The organism is Streptomyces sp. UG1 (assembly GCF_049974585.1).
GTDB lineage: Bacteria > Actinomycetota > Actinomycetes > Streptomycetales > Streptomycetaceae > Streptomyces.
The window spans coordinates 209883-230166 of sequence record NZ_JBNGGG010000011.1 but is presented as its reverse complement, the minus strand read 5'-3'; the positions used below and the strand labels follow the sequence as shown (position 1 = coordinate 230166).

19 protein-coding genes and 3 pseudogenes are annotated in these 20284 nt (G+C 71.2%); 13 read left to right on the top strand and 9 right to left on the bottom strand.

Annotation, left to right across the window (positions count from 1 at the left end):
* Positions 1–168 precede the first annotated feature (168 nt).
* The 6 genes and pseudogenes from ACP4J3_RS15140 to ACP4J3_RS15115 form a co-directional block, all read right to left on the bottom strand.
* Positions 169–1407, bottom strand: a complete 1239-nt coding sequence (locus tag ACP4J3_RS15140; RefSeq protein ID WP_426534425.1) for an MFS transporter — start codon at positions 1405–1407, stop codon at positions 169–171.
* 128 nt (positions 1408–1535) lie between these two features.
* Positions 1536–2336, bottom strand: coding sequence for a sugar phosphate isomerase/epimerase family protein (locus ACP4J3_RS15135; RefSeq protein WP_426534423.1), 801 nt, complete (start codon positions 2334–2336; stop codon positions 1536–1538).
* Positions 2337–2410: 74 nt separating this feature from the next.
* Positions 2411–3343 carry a bifunctional helix-turn-helix transcriptional regulator/GNAT family N-acetyltransferase gene (locus tag ACP4J3_RS15130; RefSeq protein WP_426534441.1) on the bottom strand — a complete coding sequence of 311 codons (933 nt, stop codon included), beginning with the start codon at positions 3341–3343 and terminating at the stop codon, positions 2411–2413.
* 101 nt (positions 3344–3444) lie between these two features.
* Positions 3445–3705, bottom strand: a pseudogene (locus tag ACP4J3_RS15125) (dihydrofolate reductase family protein); the annotation flags it as partial.
* Positions 3706–3731: 26 nt separating this feature from the next.
* Positions 3732–3968: pseudogene (locus ACP4J3_RS15120) on the bottom strand (dihydrofolate reductase family protein); the annotation flags it as partial.
* A 147-nt stretch (positions 3969–4115) separates the two neighbouring features.
* On the bottom strand, positions 4116–4961 hold the full coding sequence (locus ACP4J3_RS15115) for a hypothetical protein (protein ID WP_426534421.1): 846 nt from the start codon (positions 4959–4961) through the stop codon (positions 4116–4118).
* Between the two features lie 27 nt (positions 4962–4988).
* On the opposite strand from ACP4J3_RS15115, the gene ACP4J3_RS15110 reads away from it, so the two are divergent.
* Entirely contained in the window at positions 4989–5600 is a 612-nt protein-coding gene (locus tag ACP4J3_RS15110; protein WP_426534419.1) for a DinB family protein, read from the top strand.
* A gap of 1 nt (position 5601) precedes the next feature.
* On the opposite strand, the gene ACP4J3_RS15105 is transcribed toward ACP4J3_RS15110, so the two are convergent.
* Complete coding sequence (locus ACP4J3_RS15105; protein ID WP_426534417.1) at positions 5602–5934, bottom strand: hypothetical protein; 333 nt, start codon at positions 5932–5934, stop codon at positions 5602–5604.
* Positions 5935–6231: 297 nt separating this feature from the next.
* On the opposite strand from ACP4J3_RS15105, the pseudogene ACP4J3_RS15100 reads away from it, so the two are divergent.
* The 3 genes and pseudogenes from ACP4J3_RS15100 (at position 6232) to ACP4J3_RS15090 (ending at position 8314) form a co-directional block, all read left to right on the top strand.
* Positions 6232–7057 (top strand): annotated as a pseudogene (locus ACP4J3_RS15100) (helix-turn-helix domain-containing protein).
* Positions 7044–7268, top strand: a complete 225-nt coding sequence (locus ACP4J3_RS15095) for a DUF397 domain-containing protein (protein ID WP_426534415.1) — start codon at positions 7044–7046, stop codon at positions 7266–7268. Before ACP4J3_RS15100 ends, ACP4J3_RS15095 begins: the two are co-directional and overlap by 14 nt.
* Before the next feature lie 170 nt (positions 7269–7438).
* On the top strand, positions 7439–8314 hold the full coding sequence (locus tag ACP4J3_RS15090; protein ID WP_426534413.1) for a maleylpyruvate isomerase family mycothiol-dependent enzyme: 876 nt from the start codon (positions 7439–7441) through the stop codon (positions 8312–8314).
* Between the two features lie 98 nt (positions 8315–8412).
* Here the strand turns inward: ACP4J3_RS15090 and ACP4J3_RS15085 are convergent, their stop codons facing one another.
* On the bottom strand, positions 8413–9459 hold the full coding sequence (locus ACP4J3_RS15085; RefSeq protein WP_426534411.1) for a LacI family DNA-binding transcriptional regulator: 1047 nt from the start codon (positions 9457–9459) through the stop codon (positions 8413–8415).
* A 271-nt stretch (positions 9460–9730) separates the two neighbouring features.
* Here ACP4J3_RS15085 and ACP4J3_RS15080 point away from each other — a divergent pair, with 271 nt between their 5' ends.
* The 3 genes from ACP4J3_RS15080 to ACP4J3_RS15070 are packed head-to-tail and all read left to right on the top strand — an operon-like array spanning position 9731 to position 12887.
* Positions 9731–10888: a Gfo/Idh/MocA family protein gene (locus ACP4J3_RS15080; RefSeq protein WP_426534409.1), complete on the top strand. Its 1158-nt coding sequence runs from the start codon at positions 9731–9733 to the stop codon at positions 10886–10888.
* Complete coding sequence (locus tag ACP4J3_RS15075; protein ID WP_426534407.1) at positions 10885–12036, top strand: dihydrodipicolinate synthase family protein; 1152 nt, start codon at positions 10885–10887, stop codon at positions 12034–12036. The genes ACP4J3_RS15080 and ACP4J3_RS15075 overlap by 4 nt, the downstream gene beginning before the upstream one ends.
* Positions 12037–12086: 50 nt before the next feature.
* Entirely contained in the window at positions 12087–12887 is an 801-nt protein-coding gene (locus tag ACP4J3_RS15070; protein ID WP_426534439.1) for a sugar phosphate isomerase/epimerase family protein, read from the top strand.
* 133 nt (positions 12888–13020) lie between these two features.
* Here the strand turns inward: ACP4J3_RS15070 and ACP4J3_RS15065 are convergent, their stop codons facing one another.
* Positions 13021–13383: an alpha/beta fold hydrolase gene (locus ACP4J3_RS15065; RefSeq protein WP_426534405.1), complete on the bottom strand. Its 363-nt coding sequence runs from the start codon at positions 13381–13383 to the stop codon at positions 13021–13023.
* A gap of 156 nt (positions 13384–13539) precedes the next feature.
* Between ACP4J3_RS15065 and ACP4J3_RS15060 the strand changes: the two genes are divergently transcribed.
* From ACP4J3_RS15060 to ACP4J3_RS15035, 6 genes are all read left to right on the top strand, one after another.
* Positions 13540–14547: a LacI family DNA-binding transcriptional regulator gene (locus ACP4J3_RS15060; RefSeq protein WP_426534403.1), complete on the top strand. Its 1008-nt coding sequence runs from the start codon at positions 13540–13542 to the stop codon at positions 14545–14547.
* 104 nt (positions 14548–14651) lie between these two features.
* Positions 14652–16220 (top strand): sugar ABC transporter ATP-binding protein, encoded by a 1569-nt coding sequence (locus ACP4J3_RS15055; protein WP_426534401.1) that lies wholly within the window; start codon positions 14652–14654, stop codon positions 16218–16220.
* Complete coding sequence (locus ACP4J3_RS15050; protein WP_426534399.1) at positions 16210–18162, top strand: substrate-binding domain-containing protein; 1953 nt, start codon at positions 16210–16212, stop codon at positions 18160–18162. Before ACP4J3_RS15055 ends, ACP4J3_RS15050 begins: the two co-directional genes overlap by 11 nt.
* Before the next feature lie 69 nt (positions 18163–18231).
* Positions 18232–19245, top strand: a complete 1014-nt coding sequence (locus tag ACP4J3_RS15045) for a ribokinase (RefSeq protein ID WP_426534397.1) — start codon at positions 18232–18234, stop codon at positions 19243–19245.
* The gene (rbsD, locus tag ACP4J3_RS15040) at positions 19242–19631 is read left to right on the top strand and encodes a D-ribose pyranase (RefSeq protein ID WP_426534395.1); all 390 of its coding nucleotides are present in this window, start codon (positions 19242–19244) and stop codon (positions 19629–19631) included. Before ACP4J3_RS15045 ends, rbsD begins: the two co-directional genes overlap by 4 nt.
* 225 nt (positions 19632–19856) lie before the next feature.
* On the top strand, positions 19857–20243 hold the full coding sequence (locus tag ACP4J3_RS15035) for a DUF937 domain-containing protein (protein WP_426534393.1): 387 nt from the start codon (positions 19857–19859) through the stop codon (positions 20241–20243).
* Positions 20244–20284: the final 41 nt, after the last annotated feature.

Here is a 20284-nt window from a genome sequence, read left to right as displayed (position 1 = left end):
GGGTCGGGTTGGTGGCTCGCTCCCGTGGTGCTGCTCGTGGCTCGTCGGGTCGGGTTGGTGGCTCGCTCCCGTGGTGCCGGTCGTGGCTCGTCGGGTCGGGTTGGTGGCTCGCCCTCGCCGCGCTGCTCGTTGCTCGTCCGGGCCGGGCTCCCGACCCCACCGCGCTGCTCACGGCTCGTCCGGCGTGGCCGCCCCCGCCCGCAGTTCCGGCGTGCTGGCGCTCACATAGGCCACCGCCAGCAGGCACAGCAGGCCGCCGGTGACCAGGGCCGTCGCCCCGGAGGACCAGCCGGCGACCAGGCCGCCGCGCAGGTTGCCGAGGTGCGGGCCCGCCTGGCCGACGATCTGCTCCGCTGCGGTCACCCGGCCCAGCAGCGCGTCGGGAGTGCGGGTCTGGACGATCGTGCCGCGTGAGACGACCGACAGGGCGTCCGCGGCACCGGCCACCACCAGCAGCCCGAGCCCCGCCCACGGATCGGTCATCAGCCCGAACAGCGCCAGCGCCGCACCCCAGGTCCCCGCCCCGCACAGCATCACCAGGCCGGGCCTGCCCAGCCGGGTCACCGAACCCGACAGGGCCGTCGCCGTGACCCCGCCCACCGCGACGGCCGACAGGAACAGGCCGAGGGTGCGCGGGTCGCCGCCGAAGCGCTCGGCGTTGATCAGGGGATACAGGCTGATCGGCATGGCGAGGACCGTGGCCGCGAGGTCGGTGATCAGCGCGCCGCGCACCACCCGGTGGCCGGCCAGGAAGCGCAGACCGTCCAGGACGCCGCGCAGCCCGTCCCGCGAGGGCTCGCCCTCGGGCGGCAGCGTGGGCAGCCCGTAGGCGCCGTAGAAGGCGAGACCGAAGCTCAGCGCGTCCAGCAGATAGCAGACGCCGATGCCGAACCAGCCGAGGAACAGCCCGCCCAGCGCCGGGCCCACCAGCATCATCATCTGGGCGGTGGCATGGTTGAGGGCCAGCCCGGCCGCCACCTGCTCCTTCGGCAGCAGCCGCGGCACGAACACGCCCGCCGCCGGCCCGCCGACCGCGCCGAAGCAGGCCCCGGCCGCCACCAGCACCAGGATCCCGGTCACCGGCACGCCCCCGGTGAAGCCCTGCACCGCGAGCAGCGCCGCGCACACCGCCTGCCCGACGGTGGCGACCAGGAAGATCCGCCGCCGGTCGCCCCGGTCCACCCACGCCCCGGCGAACAGCCCGACTCCCACGATGGGCAGCGCCTGCGCCAGCCCCACGGCCCCGCTCCACACCGTGCTGTGGGTCAGGTCCCACACCTGGTACAGGACGGTGACCATGGTCATGAAGCTGCCCAGCACGGACACCGTCCGCCCGATCAGCAGCCGCCGGAAGACGGGCGAGGTCCGCAACGGCCGTACGTCGATCAACGTACGGGCGAGGCTCATGACGGCATGACGGGGCGGGGAACGGGCTCGGGCACGAGCGAGGACGCTATACGGCCTGCGGCGCGCGGGGCGAGCGAATTACGGGCGGGCCCCGAAGCCCCTCAGGGCCCGCGGGGCCCGCGGGCTCCTCAGGCCGACTCGTTCAGCAGCCGCGACAGATGGTCACGCCCCCCGCCCAGCAGCCCCTCGAGCGGCGCGGCCGCGTCGTACCACCGCTTCTCGTACTCCCAGCACAGCCAGCCGTCCCAGTTGTGCCGGGAGAGCACCTCCACGCACTCGGCGAGCGGCAGCACCCCGGCGCCGAGCGGCAGCGGGGTCGTGTCGTCGGCGGAGGCGATGTCCTTGACCTGGACGTAGCCGAGGTACGGGGCGAGCGCGGCGTAGCTCTCCGAGGGCTGCTCGCCGCCCAGCCAGGTGTGCATGACGTCCCACAGCGAGCCGACGTGCCGGTGGCCCACCAGGCCGAGGACACGGATCGCGTCGGCGGCGGTGCGATGCGAGTCGTGGGTCTCCAGCAGGATCCGTACGCCGAGGTCGGCGGCGTACTCCGCGGCCGTACCCAGCCGCCGCGCCGCGACCGCGTCCGCCGACTGCCGGCTCTGCTCGGGGTCGGCGCCGGGGAAGACCCGGACGAAGGGCGCGCCGAGGTCGTGGGCGAGGTCGAGGAGGGTGCGCATCTCCTCGATCACGGGCCCGTCGTCCCCGGGCGCGGCGACCTTGGCGTAGCCGGCCAGGCCCAGCAGCTCGATGCCGGCGGCCTTGAACTCGGCGGCCACATCGGCCCGTTCGGCGGGGCCGAGCCCCGGGTGCACCGGTTCCTCCGGGTGGGTGCGCAGTTCCACGCCGTGATACCCGTGCTCGGTCGCGAGCCGCAGCACGTCGGGGAGGGGGAGACCGGGGACGCCGAGGGTGGAGAACGCCAGTTTCATGCCTCCACCTTGCCAGGGAAACGACCCGGCGCCCATCCGGCGGGCGGCCCGGAACCCCGTGTCAACCTCGCGTCTCACTCCGCCGTGCCGTGCAGGTCCAGGCGCCAGTCCTGGCCGGTCAGGTCCTTGCCGAAGGAGCGGTGGGGCTTCTCGGCGACGAGCACGAAGCCGTGGCGCTGGTAGATGCGGCGGGCCGTGCTCAGGACGTCGTTGGTCCACAGGACCAGCTCTCGGTAGCCGACGCCGCGCGCGAAGTCGATGACCGCGGTGACCAGCCGGTCGCCGATGCCGAGGCCGCGGGCGTCGGGCTCGACGAGGAGGAGCCGCAGCCGGGCCGTGGCAGGGGCCTCGTCCCGTACGCACATCACACAGCCCACCGGGCGGCCGTCCAGCTCGGCGATCCACACCCGCTCCAGATGCGGGTCGTGGTCCTCCGCGAAGTCGGCGACGATCCTCGCGACCAGGCCCTCGTAGTCGGTGTTCCAGCCGTACTCGGCGGCGTACAGCGCGGCGTTGCGCTGCACGATCCAGCCGAGGTCGCCGGGGCCGGGCTTGCGCAGGAGGACGTCCTCGCGGCGGGGCGGGCGGCCGTGGGACAGGATCGTGCGGACGGTCGTCATCGCCTCCGCGAGGCGCGGCCGTTCGGCCGCCGGCACCGTCGACAGCAGCGAGCCGACCGCCTCGTTCGACCGCTCCTCCAGCAGCTTGCCGGTCTCCCGGCCGCGCGCGGTGAGCGTGACGCGCCGTCGTCGGGGGTCGCGGTGGGAGGTCGTGCGCTCGATGAGCCCTTCCTGCTCGAACTTGTTCAGGATCCTGCTCAAGTACCCCGCATCCAAGGAGAGTTCGGCCCGCAGGTCGGCCGCGTCGGTACGCGGGGAGTGCGCGAGCTCGTACAGGACGCGGGACTCGGTGAGGGTGTACGGGGCGTAAAGGTGGCGGCTGTAGTCGAGGGCGCCGATGACGTTCGTGTAGAAGCGGTTGAAGGCGCGGATGTCCTGGACGGTCATGAGCATCGACCCCCGGATGGTGGACTCAGGATATTGACCCAGGATACTTGACTCAGTCAGAGATACCGTCGGATCGAGCCTGAACGCCCGCGCCCCCACGGCTACCCTTCGGCGGCCGGCCGGTAGACACACACCTGTACGCCCGTCTTCCCGCCGACCGTGGACACGAGCTCGAACGGCCGCTTCCCGCCGTCCGCCGGGAAGATCGACTTCCCGCCTCCCAGCAGCACCGGCATGACGACGAGCTGCAGCTCGTCGACCAGCCCCTCCTGGATGAGGGTGCGCACGAGGGTCGGGCTGCCCATCATCGCCAGATCACCGCCCTCGCTCTCGCGCAGCTCACGGATCCGGGCGACCGGTTGGCTGGGGGTCCCCCCGCTTGCGGGGGAGGAGCACCGGCCCGCTCGGGCCAGGCCCCCGCCATGGTCAGGTAGGTCCGACGCCCGTACAGCAGCGCCTCGGCCTTCTCCAGCCCTTCGGTGAACGCCGGGCCGAGCACCTCCTCGTCGAAGTACGGGTGCGACCAGCCGCCGTGCGCGAAGCCGCCGTCTGTGTCCTCCTCGGGGCCGCCGGGGGCCTGGACGACGCCGTCGAGGCTGATGAACTCGGTGATGACGATGCGCATGGGAGTGAGTCACTCCTGTTTGTCGCGCTCGGGTGCTGCTCGGATGTTGCTCGTGTGATGACGGCAGTGAAGACCGGGGTGGGGCCCGGAAATCATCGGTGGGGCCAGTGATGTCCGCGGAACGGGGGATTCGGCAGGGCGGGCACCTCAAGCGGCCGTTGGGCAGGTGCTCAGGGGAACGCCGGTCACGTCGTCGCCATATTCGCCGCCGAGGTCCCGGACGAACCGATAGCACTGCCCGGCCGCGGGGCCCACACCGTGCGTGTCGTGGATGAGGACGGTGATGGTGGCGGTTTGTCCCTTCCGTGCCGCACTCCTGACGTCGAAGTAGCCGAGTTTGCCGGTGGGGTCGAGGGCTCGCTGTACCCCGGCGGTCGTCAGCTCCACGGTGCTCATCTCCGCGATGCGGCTCCGCGCCGTGCCGGCCCAGCTGCCGATCCGTGTGCCCGGCAGGCACTCCTTGTAGTCCCGTACGGCCACGGTGGATGTCCAGACCCAACCGGAGCCGCGGGTGAAGGTGAAACGCAGGCAGCGCGCGATCTGAACAGAGCCGCTCCCCAGAATCACCCCCTTGCTGTCGTAGAAGTCGGCCCTGCGCGCGGTGGCGGTGAACCGGTGACGTGCCGGGTCGTAGCTGATGAGCGGCGCCTCGCTGTGCCGCCAGATCACCCCGGTCAGCGTGTCGGCATCGGCGCCGGAGCCGCTCTCGGTGAGCGCACGGCTGGCGTCGTCTGCCTGCTCATGAGCCCGCCGGAGAATGGAGTTCAGTGCGGCCTGCTGACGCTCGCTGTTCACCTGGTCGGCGTGCCAGACCGTGTACCAGAAGTACGAGACCAGGGCAGTCGGAATCATCAGCAGCACCAGACAGCAGCCGGCGACACGCCGTGTTATGGGTCCGGCGCCCTCTGGTCTTCCCCCGTTGCTCATCCGGATGATGTACCAGCCGCCGTCGGCACCGGGGAAGTCACCGGCCCGGAAAAGACGGTGACGCAAGAACACCTCCAGGGTCAGACTGCCCCGATGACGACCGGATCGGACCCCAAGGCGGACCTGCGCCGCGGCCTCCAGGACGCGCGCGACACCCTCCTCTGGAAGCTGGAGGGACTGTCGGAGTACGACGTCCGCCGCCCCATGACACCCACCGGCACAAACCTGCTGGGCCTGGTCAAGCACTTGACCGGCGCGGAGGCTTTCTACTTCGGTGCAACCTTCGGCCGCCCCTGCCCGGCGCCCCCGCTCTGGATCACCGGCGACTCCGCCGAGCCGAACGCGGACCTGTGGGCGACCGCCGACGAGACACGGGAGCAGATCGTCGACGATTACCGCCGCGTCTGCGCCCACGCCGACGCGACGATCGAGGCTCTGCCCCTGGACGCGGTCGGTCGAATCCCCGGAGACACGCCGATCGACATCACGCTCCACCGTGTCCTCGTCCACATGATCGGCGAGGCTCATCAGCACGCCGGTCACGCGGACATCGTGCGTGAACTCGCCGATGGAGCCACGGGGTTGCGCACCGGGGACTCCAACATGGCGCCGGGGGACGGGGCGTGGTGGGAGAAGCACCGGGAGCGGGTGGAGGAGGCGGCTCTTGCAGCCGAGCGGGCCGAGCGGGAGCGGGGACGTGCGTGAGTTACGGCTGCTGCGGCAGATCCGCGTCCGTCTCCGATTCCGTCCGCACGAGCCGTGCCCCCCTGCTCTCCGCGACACGCTTGACGTCCCGCAGGCATTCGCTGAGCCGTTGGGCAAGGTAGTGCAGTTCTCCGCTGGTCACGCGGCGCTCCGCGAGGAGTTCGGCGGCGTGACCGAGGAGGTCGTCCGCCATGCCGAGCTGAACAGTCTCGATCTGGTCCGCGAGACGTGAGACATAGCCTGTGCCGTCGCCCACGAGGTAGCAGGACTTGCCGTCGGTACCCGCCCAAGGCAGCAGGCGTACGACCGACTCCCCGTATCCCACGCCGCTCACCTGTTGCCCTCCTCGTAGGGGAATCCCACCGAGCCGAGACCCACGCCAAGGACGGCGGACGGCGACGCCGATGGGCGCTCCCCGGAAAGGGCAGGCGTCGTTCGGCGGCGACGCGTGTGCGTCAGGGGGAGGAGTCTCAGGAACGGCTTCGAGAGCCGGGCGATGAGATTGCGCATGTCGGCCTGCCTTTCATGAATGCGCTCTGTCGCGAATCACTCACAGAGTGGGGTCATCGCTGGCTACGCTGCTAGCGGTTGGGGCTTGACATCGCGCCTGTCAAGAAAGGGAGTTGGCCGGATGGACGCACGCCGGAAGCCGCGGACGGCACGTGAGAAGTACGGAGAGGAGCTGAGACTGCGCCGGGTAGCGGCCGGGCTCACCCAGGAGGAACTGGGCGATCAGGTGGTGTGCTCGCCCACGCTGATCAGCCACTTCGAGGCGGGTAGGCGGCTGCCGAAGCCTGATGACGCGCAGCGGATCGACCGGGCACTCGAGACCGACGGGTTCTTCGCCCGCTGGTTGGAGGACCTGGAGTCGAAGTATGCCGACCACTTCGCCGCCGTGGCCGAACTGGAACAACAGGCCACGCTGATCCAGTTGTTCGCGCTCTCGCTGGTGCCGGGCATGTTCCAGACCGACGGTTATGCGCGTGCCCTGTTCCGCGCGTACCGGCCGAACCACACGGCCGAGGAACTTGACGAAGCGGTTGTCATTCGAACAAAGCGTGCCCGGATTCTCGACGGGCCGTTGAATCCGGTCATCTGGACGCTGCTCGACGAGTCCGTGCTGCGACGCCGCGTCGGCGGGCCCTCAGGTCATGGCCGAACAGCTGCACAAGATCGCGGACATGGCCGAGGCGGGACGGCTGCGGCTGCATGTGCTTCCGTACGGTGCTGGGGCGCACGCGCTCCAGCAGAGCCTGCTCACGCTCATGAGCTTCGATGATTCCGCCCCGGTCGCCTACGTCGAAGGCTTTCTCACGGGCAACTTGATGGACGACCCGGCGCTGGTGGCCGCCAGCCAGACGGCCTACGCTCTAGCACTGAGCGACGCGTTGTCGCATCAGGATTCAGTGGCCCTCGTCAGGGCGGCAGCGGAGGAACACGCAGATGGTCAGCAGTGAGCACACGGTCTCCGACTCGTCCACGCTCACCGGGTGGTACAAGTCCAGCTACAGCGGCGGCGACCAGGGCGAATGCCTCGAAGTAGCCCGCGGCCACGCCACCGTGCCCGTCCGCGACAGCAAGGCCGCCCCCGGCCCGGCCGTGCTCTTCTCGGCGGACGGCTGGACGGCGTTCGTCACCGCGGTGCAGCAGGGCCACATCGGCCCCTGAGCCCGGCGCACCTGAGGATGGTGATGGGCAGATCTGTGCCAGCCGGGCGGGAAAAGGCCCAGCTCACGCGCAGGCAGGCGCACCCAGCGGTGAAACAGATCTGCCCATCACTCCCGGGCCGACGGGATATCCGATGGCAGGCCGAACTCTCCGACGGCAGTCTTGAGGTCATGGACCCGCAGCACGCCGAACCGGCGCACCCGCCGGACCACACCTGGCTCGGCCCTCCGATCGACGCCCGCTCCCTCTTCGCCGCCGAGCACACCGCCCTGATCGCCACCCTGCGCAAGCTGGCGCCGGCCGATTGGAGTCGGGAAGCGGTGCCCGGTTGGAGCGTGCGGGATGTCGCCGTGCACGTCCTGGGGGACTGCTACGGGCGCCTCGCCCGGGACCGCGACGGGCACAGGGAAGGGCCTGCCTTCGCCCCCGGCGAGACCCTGGAGGCGTACATCCACCGAATCAACGGGGAGTGGGTCAACGCCCACAGCCGGGTGAGCCCCGCCGCCCTCACCGACACCCTGGAGCTGATCGGCGGCCAGGTCGCGCGCTTCTTCGAGCGCGCCGATCCGATGGCGCCCTCGCTCGGGGTCTCCTGGGCCGGGGCCGACCCGGCGCCGATGTGGCTGGACAGTGCTCGGGAGTTCACGGAGTACTGGACTCACCGCCAGCAGATCCGCCACGCCACCGGCCAGGGCACCGACCCCGACCCGAGGTTTCTCTCCCTGGTCCTCGACACCTTCCTGCGCGCCCTGCCGCACACACTGCGCGCGACCGCCGCGCCGGTCGGCACACAGGTCCAGGTGCATGTGGACGGCCCTGTCGGGGGGACCTGGGCAGCCACTGCCGTCGGCGACAGCGAGCGGCATTGGTCCCTGGCCGAGCAGCCCTCGAACCGCCCCGCAGCCCTCCTCCATCTGGACACGGAGACCGCCTGGCGCCTCTGCGTCCGCGGCATCGAACCGGCCGCCGCACTCACCCGCGCCCGTATCGAGGGTGACCGCCAACTGGCCGAAGCGGCCTGCCAGGTCGTGTCGATCGTGTACTGACGCCGATCGGGATGCCGACCCGAGCCGGCACCGAAGCCCGGTACGGCACCGAAGCCCGGTGCGGCACCGACGCGGCGGTACCAGCTCCCCCTCGCTCCCTACTTCCGCGGCCCCCCAGAAGACCCCCGAACCATCAGCTCCCCCCGAATCGTCGCGATCCCCCCGGGCGGCGGCTCCTCCCGCCCCATGGCGATCCGCCCGGCCCGTGCCCCCGCCTCCGCCAACGGCAACCTCACCGTCGTAAGGGAAGGCACCGCATCGATGCTGAACGGAAGGTCGTCGAACCCCGCCACCGACACGTCGTCCGGAATCCGCAGCCCGGAATCGCGCAGCGCCGCACACGCCCCCAGTGCGACCGAGTCATTGGCAGCCACCACAGCGGTCAGCGACGGATCCCGGCGCAGCAGTTCCAGCGTCGCCTCGTAGCCGGACCGGCGGTCGTAGCGGCCGTGGACCGTCCACTCCGGGTCCTCCGAGATGCCGTGCGCCTGCAGCGCCTCCCGGTGGCCCTCCAGCCGGTGCCGGGTGGTCGTGCGCTCCTCCGGGCCCGCGATGTAGCCCAGCCGCCGGTGCCCGAGGCCGATCAGGTGCTCGGTCAGTTCGCGGCCGCCGCCGCGGTTGTCGAAGGTCAGCGCGATCGCCCCGGTGTCCGGCGCCGGCGGCCGCCCGCACAGCACCACCCGGGTCCCGGCCTCCGCCAGCTTCCGCAGCTTCGCCGCGACCGCCGCCGCGTGCGGGGCGTCCTCGACGGCGCCGCCGGTCAGCACTACCGCCGCGGCGCGCTGCCGCTGCAGCAGGGTCAGGTACGTCAGCTCGCGCTCCGGGGAGCCGCCCGTGTTGCAGACCACCGCGAGCCGCTCGCCGCCCGCGCGGCCGCCCGGCCCGCCGATCTCGGACTGGATGGCGCTCGCCATGATTCCGAAGAAGGGGTCGGCGATGTCGTTGACCAGGATGCCGACCAGATCGGACGTCGCCGCGGCCAGCGCGCTCGCGGGGCCGTTGAGTACGTAGTCCAGCTCGTCCACCGCCCGCAGCACCCGCTCACGGGTGGTGGCGGCCACGGGGTAGTTCCCGTTCAGTACGCGCGACACCGTCGCGGGGGAGACCTGGGCGCGGGCCGCCACGTCCGCCAGGGTCACCGTCATCTCGTCGTCCTCCGGTCGCGCATCTCGTCGTACCACCGCATACGTGCTCGTAGACAGGCCGTCCGCGGCCCTTGGTTCCGAATGTGTCGAGCAGACCTTACGGCGAGAAACCCCCGTTGTTCGTCCCCTCGAACAACTCAACCTCGTCACGGTCTTGTCCAGACCGCTGCTCAGAGGCTAGCTTCTTATCTCATAGAAAGCGCTTGCTGTGACGCTCACCAGTGAAAGACAGGGCGTACGCGGCGCAGACCCCGCGTACGAAGGGAACGACGTGACACGCAAGACGGTGCGTATCGCCATGAATGGTGTGACCGGGCGCATGGGCTACCGCCAGCACCTGGTCCGCTCCATCCTGGCCATCCGCGAGCAGGGCGGCCTCGACCTCGGCGACGGCACCGTGCTGTGGCCGGAGCCGATCCTGGTCGGCCGCCGCGAGCACGCCCTCAGGGCGCTCGCCGAGCAGCACGGCCTGGACCCGGAGAACATCTCCACCGACGTCGACGCGGTCCTCGCCGACCCGACCGTCGACATCTACTTCGACGCCCAGGTCACCTCCGCCCGCGAGGAGGCGATCAAGAAGGCGATCGCCGCCGGCAAGCACATCTACACCGAGAAGCCGACGGCCACCGGTCTGGAGGGCGCGCTGGAGCTGGCGCGGCTGGCGAACGAGGCCGGCATCAAGCACGGCGTCGTCCAGGACAAGCTCTTCCTCCCCGGTCTGCTCAAGCTGAAGCGGCTGATCGACGGGGGCTTCTTCGGCCGGATCCTCTCCATCCGCGGCGAGTTCGGCTACTGGGTCTTCGAGGGCGACTGGCAGGCCGCGCAGCGCCCGTCCTGGAATTACCGCGCCGAGGACGGCGGTGGCATCGTCGTCGACATGTTCCCGCACTGGGAGTACGTGCTGCACGAGCTGTTCGGCCGCGTGAAGTCCGTCCAGGCCCTCACCGCCACCCACATCCCGCAGCGCTGGGACGAGAACGGCAAGCCGTACGACGCCACCGCCGACGACGCCGCGTACGGCGTCTTCGAACTGGACGGCGGTGCGATCGCCCAGATCAACTCGTCCTGGGCCGTCCGCGTCAACCGCGACGAGCTGGTGGAGTTCCAGGTCGACGGCACCGAGGGCTCGGCGGTCGCGGGCCTGCGCAACTGCCGCGTCCAGCACCGCAGCGCCACACCCAAGCCGGTGTGGAACCCGGACATCCCGGTCACCGAGGTCTTCCGCGACCAGTGGCAGGAGGTCCCCGACAACGCCGAGTTCGACAACGGCTTCAAGGCCCAGTGGGAGCTGTTCCTCAAGCACGTCTACGCCGACGCCCCCTACCACTGGGACCTCCTGGCCGGCGCCCGCGGCGTCCAGCTCGCCGAGCTGGGCCTGAAGTCCTCGGCCGAGGGCCGCCGTATCGACGTCCCGGAGATCTCGCTGTGACCATCCACCTGCCCGACCCCCACGGCGGCCTGCGGGCGTACGAGCCCCGCACCGAACCCCTCGCCCTCGACCCGGGCGCGCCCTTCACCTCCCGTACGGTCTTCTCGGCGGCGCACGTCGTCGCCGACCCGTACGCCGACACGACCCCCGACTCGCCCGCCGCCGTCGACTGGGACGCCACCCTCGCCTTCCGCCGCCACCTGTGGTCGCACGGGCTCGGCGTCGCCGAGGCCATGGACACCGCCCAGCGCGGGATGGGCCTGGACTGGGCGGGCGCGGCCGAGCTGATCCGGCGCAGCGCCGCCGAGGCCAAGGCGGTCGGCGGCCGGATCGCCTGCGGGGTCGGTACCGACCAGATCGCCGCGGGTTCGCTCGCGCAGGTCCGCGCGGCCTACGAGGAGCAGCTCGCGGTCGTGGAGGAGTCGGGCGCCCAGGCGATCCTGATGGCCTCCCGCGCCCTGTGCGCCGCCGCCTCCGGTCCCGAGGACTACCTGGAGGTCTACGGCTACCTCCTGCGCCAGGCCGCCGAGCCGGTGATCCTGCACTGGCTTGGCCCGATGTTCGACCCGGCGCTGGAGGGCTACTGGGGGTCCGCCGACCTCGACGCGGCCACCGACACCTTCCTGGAGGTCATCGCCGCGCACCCGGACAAGGTCGACGGCATCAAGGTGTCGCTGCTGGACGCCCAGCGCGAGATCGACATCCGGCGCCGGCTGCCGCAGGGCGTTCGCTGCTACACCGGCGACGACTTCAACTACCCCGAGCTGATCGCGGGCGACGAGCAGGGCTTCAGCCACGCCCTGCTGGGCATCTTCGACCCGCTGGGCCCGCTGGCGGCGCAGGCGGTGCGCGTCCTGGACACGGGCAACGTGGCGGGCTTCCGTGAACTCCTCGATCCGACGGTCGAGTTGTCCCGCCACCTCTTCCAGGCGCCGACCCGCTTCTACAAGACGGGCGTGGTCTTCCTGGCCTGGCTGGCCGGCCACCAGTCGCACTTCACCATGGTCGGCGGCCTGCAGTCGGCCCGTTCCCTCCCGCACTTCGCCCGTGCCTACGAACTCGCCGACGGACTGGGCCTGTTCCCGGACCCGAAGCTGGCGGAAGAGCGGATGAAGAACCTGCTGTCGCTGTACGGAGTGGCCCAGTGAGCACCAGCATCGGGAGCACCGCAGACCTCGCGCGCTTCTCCATCAACCAGATGACCGTCAAGCAGCTGTCCATGCCCGAACTGGTGGAGGAGTGCGGTCGGCTGGGCATCGGCAACGTCGGCCTGTGGCGCGAGCCCGTCCAGTCCTACGGCCTGGAGGCGACGGCCAAGCTGGTGCGCGACGCCGGCCTGACGGTCACCACCCTGTGCCGGGGCGGCTTCTTCACGGCGATCGACCCGGCCGAGCGGTCGAAGGCCCTGGACGACAACCGCCGGGCCGTCGACGAGGCGGCCACGCTGGGTACGGACGTGCTGGTGCTGGTCTCCGGCGGCCTGCCGGCCGGCTCCAAGGACCTGCGCGGGGCGCGGGAGCGGATCGCCGACGCCCTGGGCGAGCTGGGCCCGTACGCCGAGGAGCGCGGGGTGAAGCTGGCCATCGAGCCGCTGCACCCGATGTACGCCTCCGACCGCTGCGTGGTGTCCACCCTGTCCCAGGCCCTCGACCTCGCGGAACGCTTCCCGGCCCAGCAGGTCGGCGTCACGGTCGACACGTACCACATCTGGTGGGACGACACGGCTCCGGCACAGATCGCCCGGGCCGGCGCGGGCGGCCGTATCCACACCTTCCAGCTCGCCGACTGGACGACCCCGCTGCCCGAGGGCGTGCTCACCGGGCGCGGTCAGATCGGGGACGGGGCGATCGACATGCGGGAGTGGCTCGGCCACGTCGAGGCGGCGGGCTACCGCGGCGCCATCGAGGTCGAACTGTTCAACGACGGGTTGTGGGCCCGGGACGGGCGGGAGGTGCTGGCGGAGACGGCGGAGCTGTTCGTGGAGCATGTGATCCGGTGATCGGTGGTAGCCCGACATCCGTCCCCTCTGCCTCACATCGACGACTGCTGTGGACCGTCGCCTGACTCCCCAAGAGGTGGTCGTCGTCGGGCCCCGCTCGTGGCGCGGGGTCCGACGGGTCAGTCCTGCCGCCTCAAAGCTGAGCGGTCCTGATGCCGCTACGTGTGAAGAAGCCGGCGAGCGCGCGACCGATTAGGTCGGGGGCGTTCTCCGTGGGGATGTGGTCCGCATGGGGGATGCGGATGAGCGTGGTGCGGGGGATCTCTGAGGCGAACCGTTCGGCGTACTCCACCTTCTCGTGGAGGTCGTCCTCACCCCAGATCAGAAGCTTGGGCGTGGTGGACCGCTGCAGCGCGGGAACGAGATCGCGGGTGTAGCGGTTGTCGGCCGCGCATGCCAGGGCCAGCCAGGAGCGGCCCACCCGCTCATCGGTCCATGGATCCGCGTAGTCCGCGATCAACGACTCCCTGACGGTCGGGATCGCGGGACGCGACATACGAGCGGATGGTGTGAGCGTCATCCGGCGTCACGATTGAGTCTCGGCTGCTTCCACCCCCTTGCCTCAGCTCGTGTAATCGATTCCAATCCTCTGCGTACGCCGATGTAATCGATTCCACGAGTTCTGTGAGTTCCACGAGGAGGTGGCGCGGCGATGGCGAGCATCAAGGACGTCGCCGCCGAGGCGCGCGTCTCGGTCGCCACGGTCTCGCGTGTCCTGAACGACCATCCGTCGGTCAGCGCCGAGGCACGCACGCGCGTGCTGGCCGCCGTCGAGACGCTGGGCTACCGCCCGAACGCCGTCGCCCGTTCGCTGCGCACCGACCAGACCCACACCCTCGGCCTGGTGATCAGCGACGTGATGAACCCGTACTTCACCGAACTGGCCCGCTCCGTGGAGGAGGAGGCCCGTGCGCTCGGCTACAGCGTCATCATCGGCAACGCCGACGAGCGGCCGGACCTCCAGGACCATCACGTACGGAACCTGCTGGACCGCCGTATCGACGGGCTCCTCGTCTCCCCCACCGACGGCGGCTCGCCGCTGATGCTGGACGCCGCGCGTGCGGGGACGCCGATGGTGTTCGTGGACCGGTGGATCCCGGGCGTGGACGTGCCGGTGGTCAGGGCGGACGGGCAGTCCGCGGTGCGGGATCTCGTGGCGCATCTGCACGGGCTCGGGCACCGGCGGCTCGCGATCATCGCCGGGCCCGCCGCCACCACGACCGGACGCGAGCGGGTCGAGGCCTTCCGGGAGGCGCTCGGCGCGTACGGGCTCGAACTCCCCGAGGCCTACATAGGCCAGGGCGACTTCCAGGCCGAGAGCGGGCGGCGGGTCACCGAGGGCTTCCTCGACCTGCCCGAGCCGCCCGAGGTCGTGTTCGCGGCCGACAACCTGATGGCGCTCGGCGCCCTGGACGCCGTACGCGCGCGTGGGCTGCGTGTTCCCGAGGACATCGCGCTCGCCGCGTTCGACGACATCCCGTGGTTCGTGCACACCGATCCGCCGGTCACGGCGATCGCCCAGCCGACGGGCGAGCTGGGCCGGGCCGCCGTACGGGCCCTGGTGGAGCGCATCGAGGGGCGGCCCGGTGAGTCCGTCACCCTCCCTGCCCGCCTTGTCGTACGGCGCTCGTGCGGCGAGCCGCCCACATCACCCCCGTAGCCCCCACACCACCCCAGTAGCCCCCGCACCACTCCCGCAATCCCCCACCCCCCGCAGTCCCCCACCCCCCCGCAGTCCCCCTCCCCAGTGCAAAGGAGCACGTCGTGAGCGACCCGGACGAGTTGCTGCGCATCGAGGGCATAAGGAAGACCTTCCCCGGCGTGGTCGCGCTGGACGGCGTCGACTTCGAGCTGCGCCGGGGCGAGGTCCATGTGCTGCTCGGTGAGAACGGCGCCGGCAAGAGCACCCTCATCAAGATGCTCTCCGGCGCCTACACGCCCGATTCCGGGCGGATCCTCGTCGGCGGCGAGGAGGTGCGCATCCACGGTGCGCAGGACTCCGAGCGGCTCGGGATCGCCACCATCTACCAGGAGTTCAACCTCGTACCCGACCTGACGGTCGCCGAGAACATCTTCCTGGGGCGCCAGCCGCGCCGCTTCGGGATGATCGACCGGAAGCGGATGGAGGCCGACGCCGAGGTCCTGTTGAAGCGGGTCGGCGTCAGCGTCTCGCCACGCGCGCGCGTGCGTGAACTCGGCATCGCGCGTCTGCAGATGGTCGAGATCGCCAAGGCGCTGAGCCTGAACGCGCGCGTGCTGATCATGGACGAGCCGACCGCCGTGCTCACCTCCGAGGAGGTCGACAAGCTCTTCGCGATCGTGCGCACACTGCGCGAGGACGGCGTGGGGGTCGTGTTCATCACGCATCACCTGGAGGAGATCGCCGCCCTGGGAGACCGGGTGACGGTCATCCGGGACGGCAGGAGCGTCGGGCAGGTCCCGGCCTCGACGCCCGAGGGCGAACTCGTACGGCTCATGGTGGGGCGCTCGATCGAGCAGCAGTACCCGCGCGAACGGGCCGACGCGGGCGCCGCGTTGCTCACCGTCGAGGGGCTGACCAGGAACGGCGTCTTCCACGACGTCACCTTCGCGGTGCACGCCGGTGAGGTCGTCGGCATCGCCGGGCTGGTCGGCGCCGGCCGCACCGAGGTGGTGCGGGCGGTGTTCGGCGCCGACCCGTACGACAAGGGCACGGTGAAGGTCTCCGGCGCCTCGGTCGCCAAGTACGACGTCAATGCGGCGATGACCGCGGGCATCGGGCTGATCCCCGAGGACCGCAAGGGCCAGGGCCTGGTGCTGGACGCGTCCGTCGAGGAGAACCTGGGCCTGGTGACGCTGCGTTCCGCCACGCGCGCGGGGCTCGTCGACCTCAGGGGCCAGCGGGAGGCCGCCGCGCGGATCGCCAAGCAGCTCGGCGTGCGGATGGCGGGCCTGGGCCAGCATGTGCGCACGCTCTCCGGCGGCAACCAGCAGAAGGTCGTCATCGGGAAGTGGCTGCTCGCGAACACGAAGGTGCTGATCCTCGACGAGCCCACGCGCGGGATCGACGTCGGCGCCAAGGTCGAGATCTACCAGCTCATCAACGAACTGACGGCCGCGGGTGCCGCCGTGCTCATGATCTCCAGCGATCTGCCCGAGGTGCTCGGCATGAGCGACCGGGTGCTGGTGATGGCCCAGGGCCGGATCGCGGGCGAACTGTCCGCCGACGAGGCCACCCAGGACTCCGTGATGGCGCTCGCCGTCAGCAGCCCCACGACCGACGCCGCGGCCGGCCCCGCTACCGGCTCCAAGACCGACCCCACGACCGACAAGGAGGCCGCTCGTGGCCACTGACACGCTCAAGAGCACGTCGGGCGCCGGTGGCGCCGCCGGCGGCCTGCGCCGTCTGCTCCTGGAGAACGGAGCGCTCACCGCGCTGATCGTCCTCGTCATCGCCATGTCGGCGCTGTCGGGCGACTTCCTGACCACCGACAACCTGCTGAACGTCGGCGTCCAGGCGGCCGTGACCGCCATCCTCGCCTTCGGCGTCACCTTCGTCATCGTCTCGGCCGGCATCGACCTGTCGGTCGGCTCGGTCGCCGCCCTGTCGGCCACCGTCCTGGCCTGGAGCGCGACCTCGCACGGCGTGCCGGCCGGCATAGCGGTGCTGCTGGCCGTCGCGACCGGCATCGCGGCCGGACTCGTCAACGGCTTCCTCATCGCGTACGGCAAACTCCCGCCGTTCATCGCGACGCTCGCGATGCTCTCGGTGGCCCGCGGCCTGTCGCTGGTGATCTCCGAGGGCTCCCCGATCGCCTTCCCCGACTCCGTCTCGCACCTCGGCGACACGCTCGGCGGCTGGCTGCCGGTGCCGGTGCTCGTGATGGTCGTCATGGGCCTGATCGGCGCGTTCGTGCTCGGCCGGACCTACATCGGCCGCTCGATGTACGCGATCGGCGGCAACGAGGAGGCGGCCCGGCTGTCGGGTCTGCGGGTGAAGAAGCAGAAGCTCGCCATCTACGCCCTGTCCGGCGTGTTCGCCGCCGTCGCCGGTGTCGTGCTCGCCGCCCGGCTGTCCTCCGCGCAGCCCCAGGCCGCCGACGGCTACGAGCTGGACGCGATCGCCGCGGTCGTCATCGGCGGCGCCTCGCTGGCCGGCGGCACCGGCAAGGCGTCCGGCACGCTGATCGGCGCGCTGATCCTGGCGGTGCTGCGCAACGGCCTGAACCTGCTGAACGTGTCCGCGTTCTGGCAGCAGGTCGTCATCGGCGTCGTGATCGCGCTGGCGGTGCTCTTCGACACGCTGCGCCGCAAGGCGGGGGCGACCCCGGTGGCCTCCGGCACCTCTCAGGGCGGAAAGGGCAAGCAGGCGGGGACGTACGCGCTCGCGGCGGTCGTCACCGTGGCGATCGTGGGCGCGACCTCCTTCCTGCACACCGGCTCCTCCGCGTCGTCCGCCCAGCGGATGGGCCTGTCCCTGTCGACCCTCAACAACCCCTTCTTCGTGCAGATCCGGGCGGGCGCCCAGGCCGAGGCGAAGAAGCTGGGCGTGGACCTGACCGTCACAGACGCCCAGAACGACGCCTCCCAGCAGGCCAACCAGTTGCAGAACTTCACCAGTTCGGGCGTGGGCGCGATCATCGTGAACCCGGTGGACTCGGACGCGGCCGGCAATTCCGTCAAGGCCGCCGACAAGGCGGGTATCCCGGTCATCGCCGTCGACCGCGGCGTCAACAACGCCAAGACGGACGCCCTGGTCGCCTCCGACAACGTCGCCGGCGGGGAGCTGGCCGCCAAGGCGATCGCCGAGAAACTCGGCGGCAAGGGCAGGATCGTGATCCTCCAGGGCCAGGCCGGCACCTCCGCCGCCCGCGAGCGCGCACAGGGCTTCGCGAACGGCCTCAAGGCCTACCCGGGCATCCAGGTCGTCGCCCAGCAGCCCGCCGACTTCGACCGCACCAAGGGACTCGACGTGATGTCGAACCTGCTCCAGGCCCACCCGGACGTCCAGGGCGTCATCGCCGCCAACGACGAGATGGCGCTCGGCGCGGTCAAGGCGCTGGGCGCCAAGGCCGGCAAGTCGGTCTCGGTGGTCGGCTTCGACGGCACGCCCGACGGGCTGAAGGCGGTCGAGGCGGGCACGCTGTACGCGTCCGTGGCCCAGCAGCCCACCCAGCTCGGCAGGATCGCGGTGGACAACGCCCTCAAGGCCCTTCAGGGCGAGAAGGTCGAGCAGACCGTGAAGGTGCCGGTGAAGGTGGTCACGAAGGAGAACGTGGCAGGCTTCTCCGGCTGACATCGGCGAACGGCGCCTGAAGTCACTACGCCTTCAGGCGCTACGGGGACCAATCAGGGGAGCGATCTCATGTACGACTACGACCTGCTGGTCGTAGGGTCGGCCAACGCCGACCTGGTGATCGGTGTGGAGCGCCGGCCGGATGCCGGCGAGACCGTGCTCGGCTCCGATCTGGCCGTCCACCCGGGCGGCAAGGGCGCGAACCAGGCGGTCGCGGCCGCCCGGCTCGGCGCCCGTACGGCTCTGCTGGCCCGGGTCGGCGACGACGCGTACGGCCGGCTGCTGCTGGACTCGCAGCGGGCCTCCGGCGTCGACACCGTGGGCGTGCTGGTCGGCGGCGCGCCGACCGGCGTCGCGCTGATCACGGTGGACCCGTCCGGGGACAACAGCATCGTGGTCTCGCCGGGCGCGAACGCCGGACTCACCCCCGGCGACGTACGGGCCGCCGCGAGCCTCTTCCAGGCGTCGCGGGTGGTCTCGGCCCAGTTGGAGATCCCGCTGGAGACGGTCGTGGAGACGGTGCGCAACCTGGCGGAGGGCAGCCGCTTCGTACTCAACCCGTCCCCGCCGCGCCCGCTGCCGACGGAGGTGCTGGCCGCCTGCGACCCGCTGATCGTCAACGAGCACGAGGCGAAGGTGATCCTCGGCGACGCGGCGGTGGGCGGGAGTCCCGAGGACCGGGCCCGGATCCTGCTGGCCAAGGGCCCCCGCTCGGTGGTCGTGACCCTGGGCGCCGAGGGCGCGCTGGTGGCCTCGGCGCAGGGCGTGACGCGGGTGGCGCCGGTGAAGGTGGACGCGGTGGACACGACCGGCGCGGGCGACGCGTTCACGGCCGCACTGGCCTGGCGGCTCGGGAGAGGCGCGTCCCTGACCGAGGCGGCGGCGTACGCGGCCCGCGTCGGGGCGGCGGCCGTGACCCGGGAGGGCGCGCAGGCCTCCTTCCCGACGGCGGCGGAGGTCGAGGCCCTGTGCTGTGCTGATCCGGGGGACGCGGCATCCGACAGCGGCTCCGCCGCGGGCCGGACCCCCGGCAGAGGGTCGGACAGCTCGCCCGGCATGTCCTCGCGAGGTGGGGCTCAGTGAAGCGTGCCGGAATCCTGAACCGGCACCTGTCCGGTGCCCTCGCCGAGCTGGGCCACGGCGACGGTGTGCTGGTGTGCGACGCGGGGATGCCGATACCCGACGGCCCCCGGGTCGTCGACCTGGCCTTCCGGGCCGGGGTGCCGTCGTTCGCCGTCGTGCTGGACGGTCTGCTGGCCGAGCTGGTGGTGGAGGGCGCGACGGCGGCGAAGGAGATCCACCAGGCCAATCCGGCGGCGGCCGCGCTGCTGGAGGCGGAGTTTCCCGGCCTGGAGCTGGTCCCGCACGAGCGGCTCAAGGAGCTGTCGGCCGGGGCGCGGCTGGTGGTGCGGACGGGGGAGGCACGGCCGTACGCGAATGTGCTGCTGCGCTGCGGGGTGTTCTTCTGAGCGAACGCGGCGAATGTGGCGAACGTTTCGAGGGGCCCGGTCCGTCGACCGGGCCCCTCGCGTTTTCCCCTCCCGTCAGGACCCCCGCGATCCCCCCAGATCCCCCTCCAAGAGTCCTGACGCCTGGTACGACCCGCGGGGTGCGGGAAGGGTTGTACGTTCTCCGCAAGATCTTTTTTCCACGCCGGCGTGCCGGGAAATCCGGGCAGAAGTAGCGTTACAGACATGCAAGAGGTAGACGAGAACCCCCTCACATCGCTCCAGGACGACGTGCTCGGCGAACTCGGCGACGACCGGATCGTGGACATCGCGGAACTGCTGGGCACGGACGACGCGGGCGCCAGGGAGATGGTCTGTACGACGGTGTCGGCCCTGTCCTCAGAGGCCGAGACGGTCGCGACCCCGCATGACGCGCCGCTCACCGGCATCGTCACGCTGGGGGGCTTCGCGACCGGCGGTCTGATGGCCGGGGTGCTGGCCGAGGAGGCCGGGCCGGTCGCGAGAGTGGTCGCCGAGCGGACGGGGCTGCCGCCCGCCGCCGTGTCCCAGGTGGTGGAGATGGTGATTCCGGCGGAGCTGGCGGTGCTCACGAAGCGAGCGGGTCGGCACTGAGGCACTGACCCTCTGTCACACCCCACCTGTACCGTCGGATC

Excerpts from the sequence above, each read along its gene's own strand:
- ACP4J3_RS15045 (WP_426534397.1), top strand. The coding sequence starts at position 18,232 with ATGTACGACTACGACCTGCTGGTCGTAGGGTCGGCCAACGCCGACCTG.
- ACP4J3_RS15060 (WP_426534403.1), top strand. The coding sequence starts at position 13,540 with ATGGCGAGCATCAAGGACGTCGCCGCCGAGGCGCGCGTCTCGGTCGCC.
- ACP4J3_RS15085 (WP_426534411.1), bottom strand. The coding sequence starts at position 9,459 with ATGACGGTGACCCTGGCGGACGTGGCGGCCCGCGCCCAGGTCTCCCCC.
- ACP4J3_RS15140 (WP_426534425.1), bottom strand. The coding sequence starts at position 1,407 with ATGAGCCTCGCCCGTACGTTGATCGACGTACGGCCGTTGCGGACCTCG.
- ACP4J3_RS15070 (WP_426534439.1), top strand. The coding sequence starts at position 12,087 with ATGACCGTCAAGCAGCTGTCCATGCCCGAACTGGTGGAGGAGTGCGGT.
- ACP4J3_RS15110 (WP_426534419.1), top strand. The coding sequence starts at position 4,989 with ATGACGACCGGATCGGACCCCAAGGCGGACCTGCGCCGCGGCCTCCAG.
- ACP4J3_RS15095 (WP_426534415.1), top strand. The coding sequence starts at position 7,044 with ATGGTCAGCAGTGAGCACACGGTCTCCGACTCGTCCACGCTCACCGGG.
- ACP4J3_RS15130 (WP_426534441.1), bottom strand. The coding sequence starts at position 3,343 with ATGACCGTCCAGGACATCCGCGCCTTCAACCGCTTCTACACGAACGTC.
- ACP4J3_RS15065 (WP_426534405.1), bottom strand. The coding sequence starts at position 13,383 with ATGTCGCGTCCCGCGATCCCGACCGTCAGGGAGTCGTTGATCGCGGAC.
- ACP4J3_RS15035 (WP_426534393.1), top strand. The coding sequence starts at position 19,857 with ATGCAAGAGGTAGACGAGAACCCCCTCACATCGCTCCAGGACGACGTG.
- ACP4J3_RS15090 (WP_426534413.1), top strand. The coding sequence starts at position 7,439 with ATGGACCCGCAGCACGCCGAACCGGCGCACCCGCCGGACCACACCTGG.
- ACP4J3_RS15135 (WP_426534423.1), bottom strand. The coding sequence starts at position 2,336 with ATGAAACTGGCGTTCTCCACCCTCGGCGTCCCCGGTCTCCCCCTCCCC.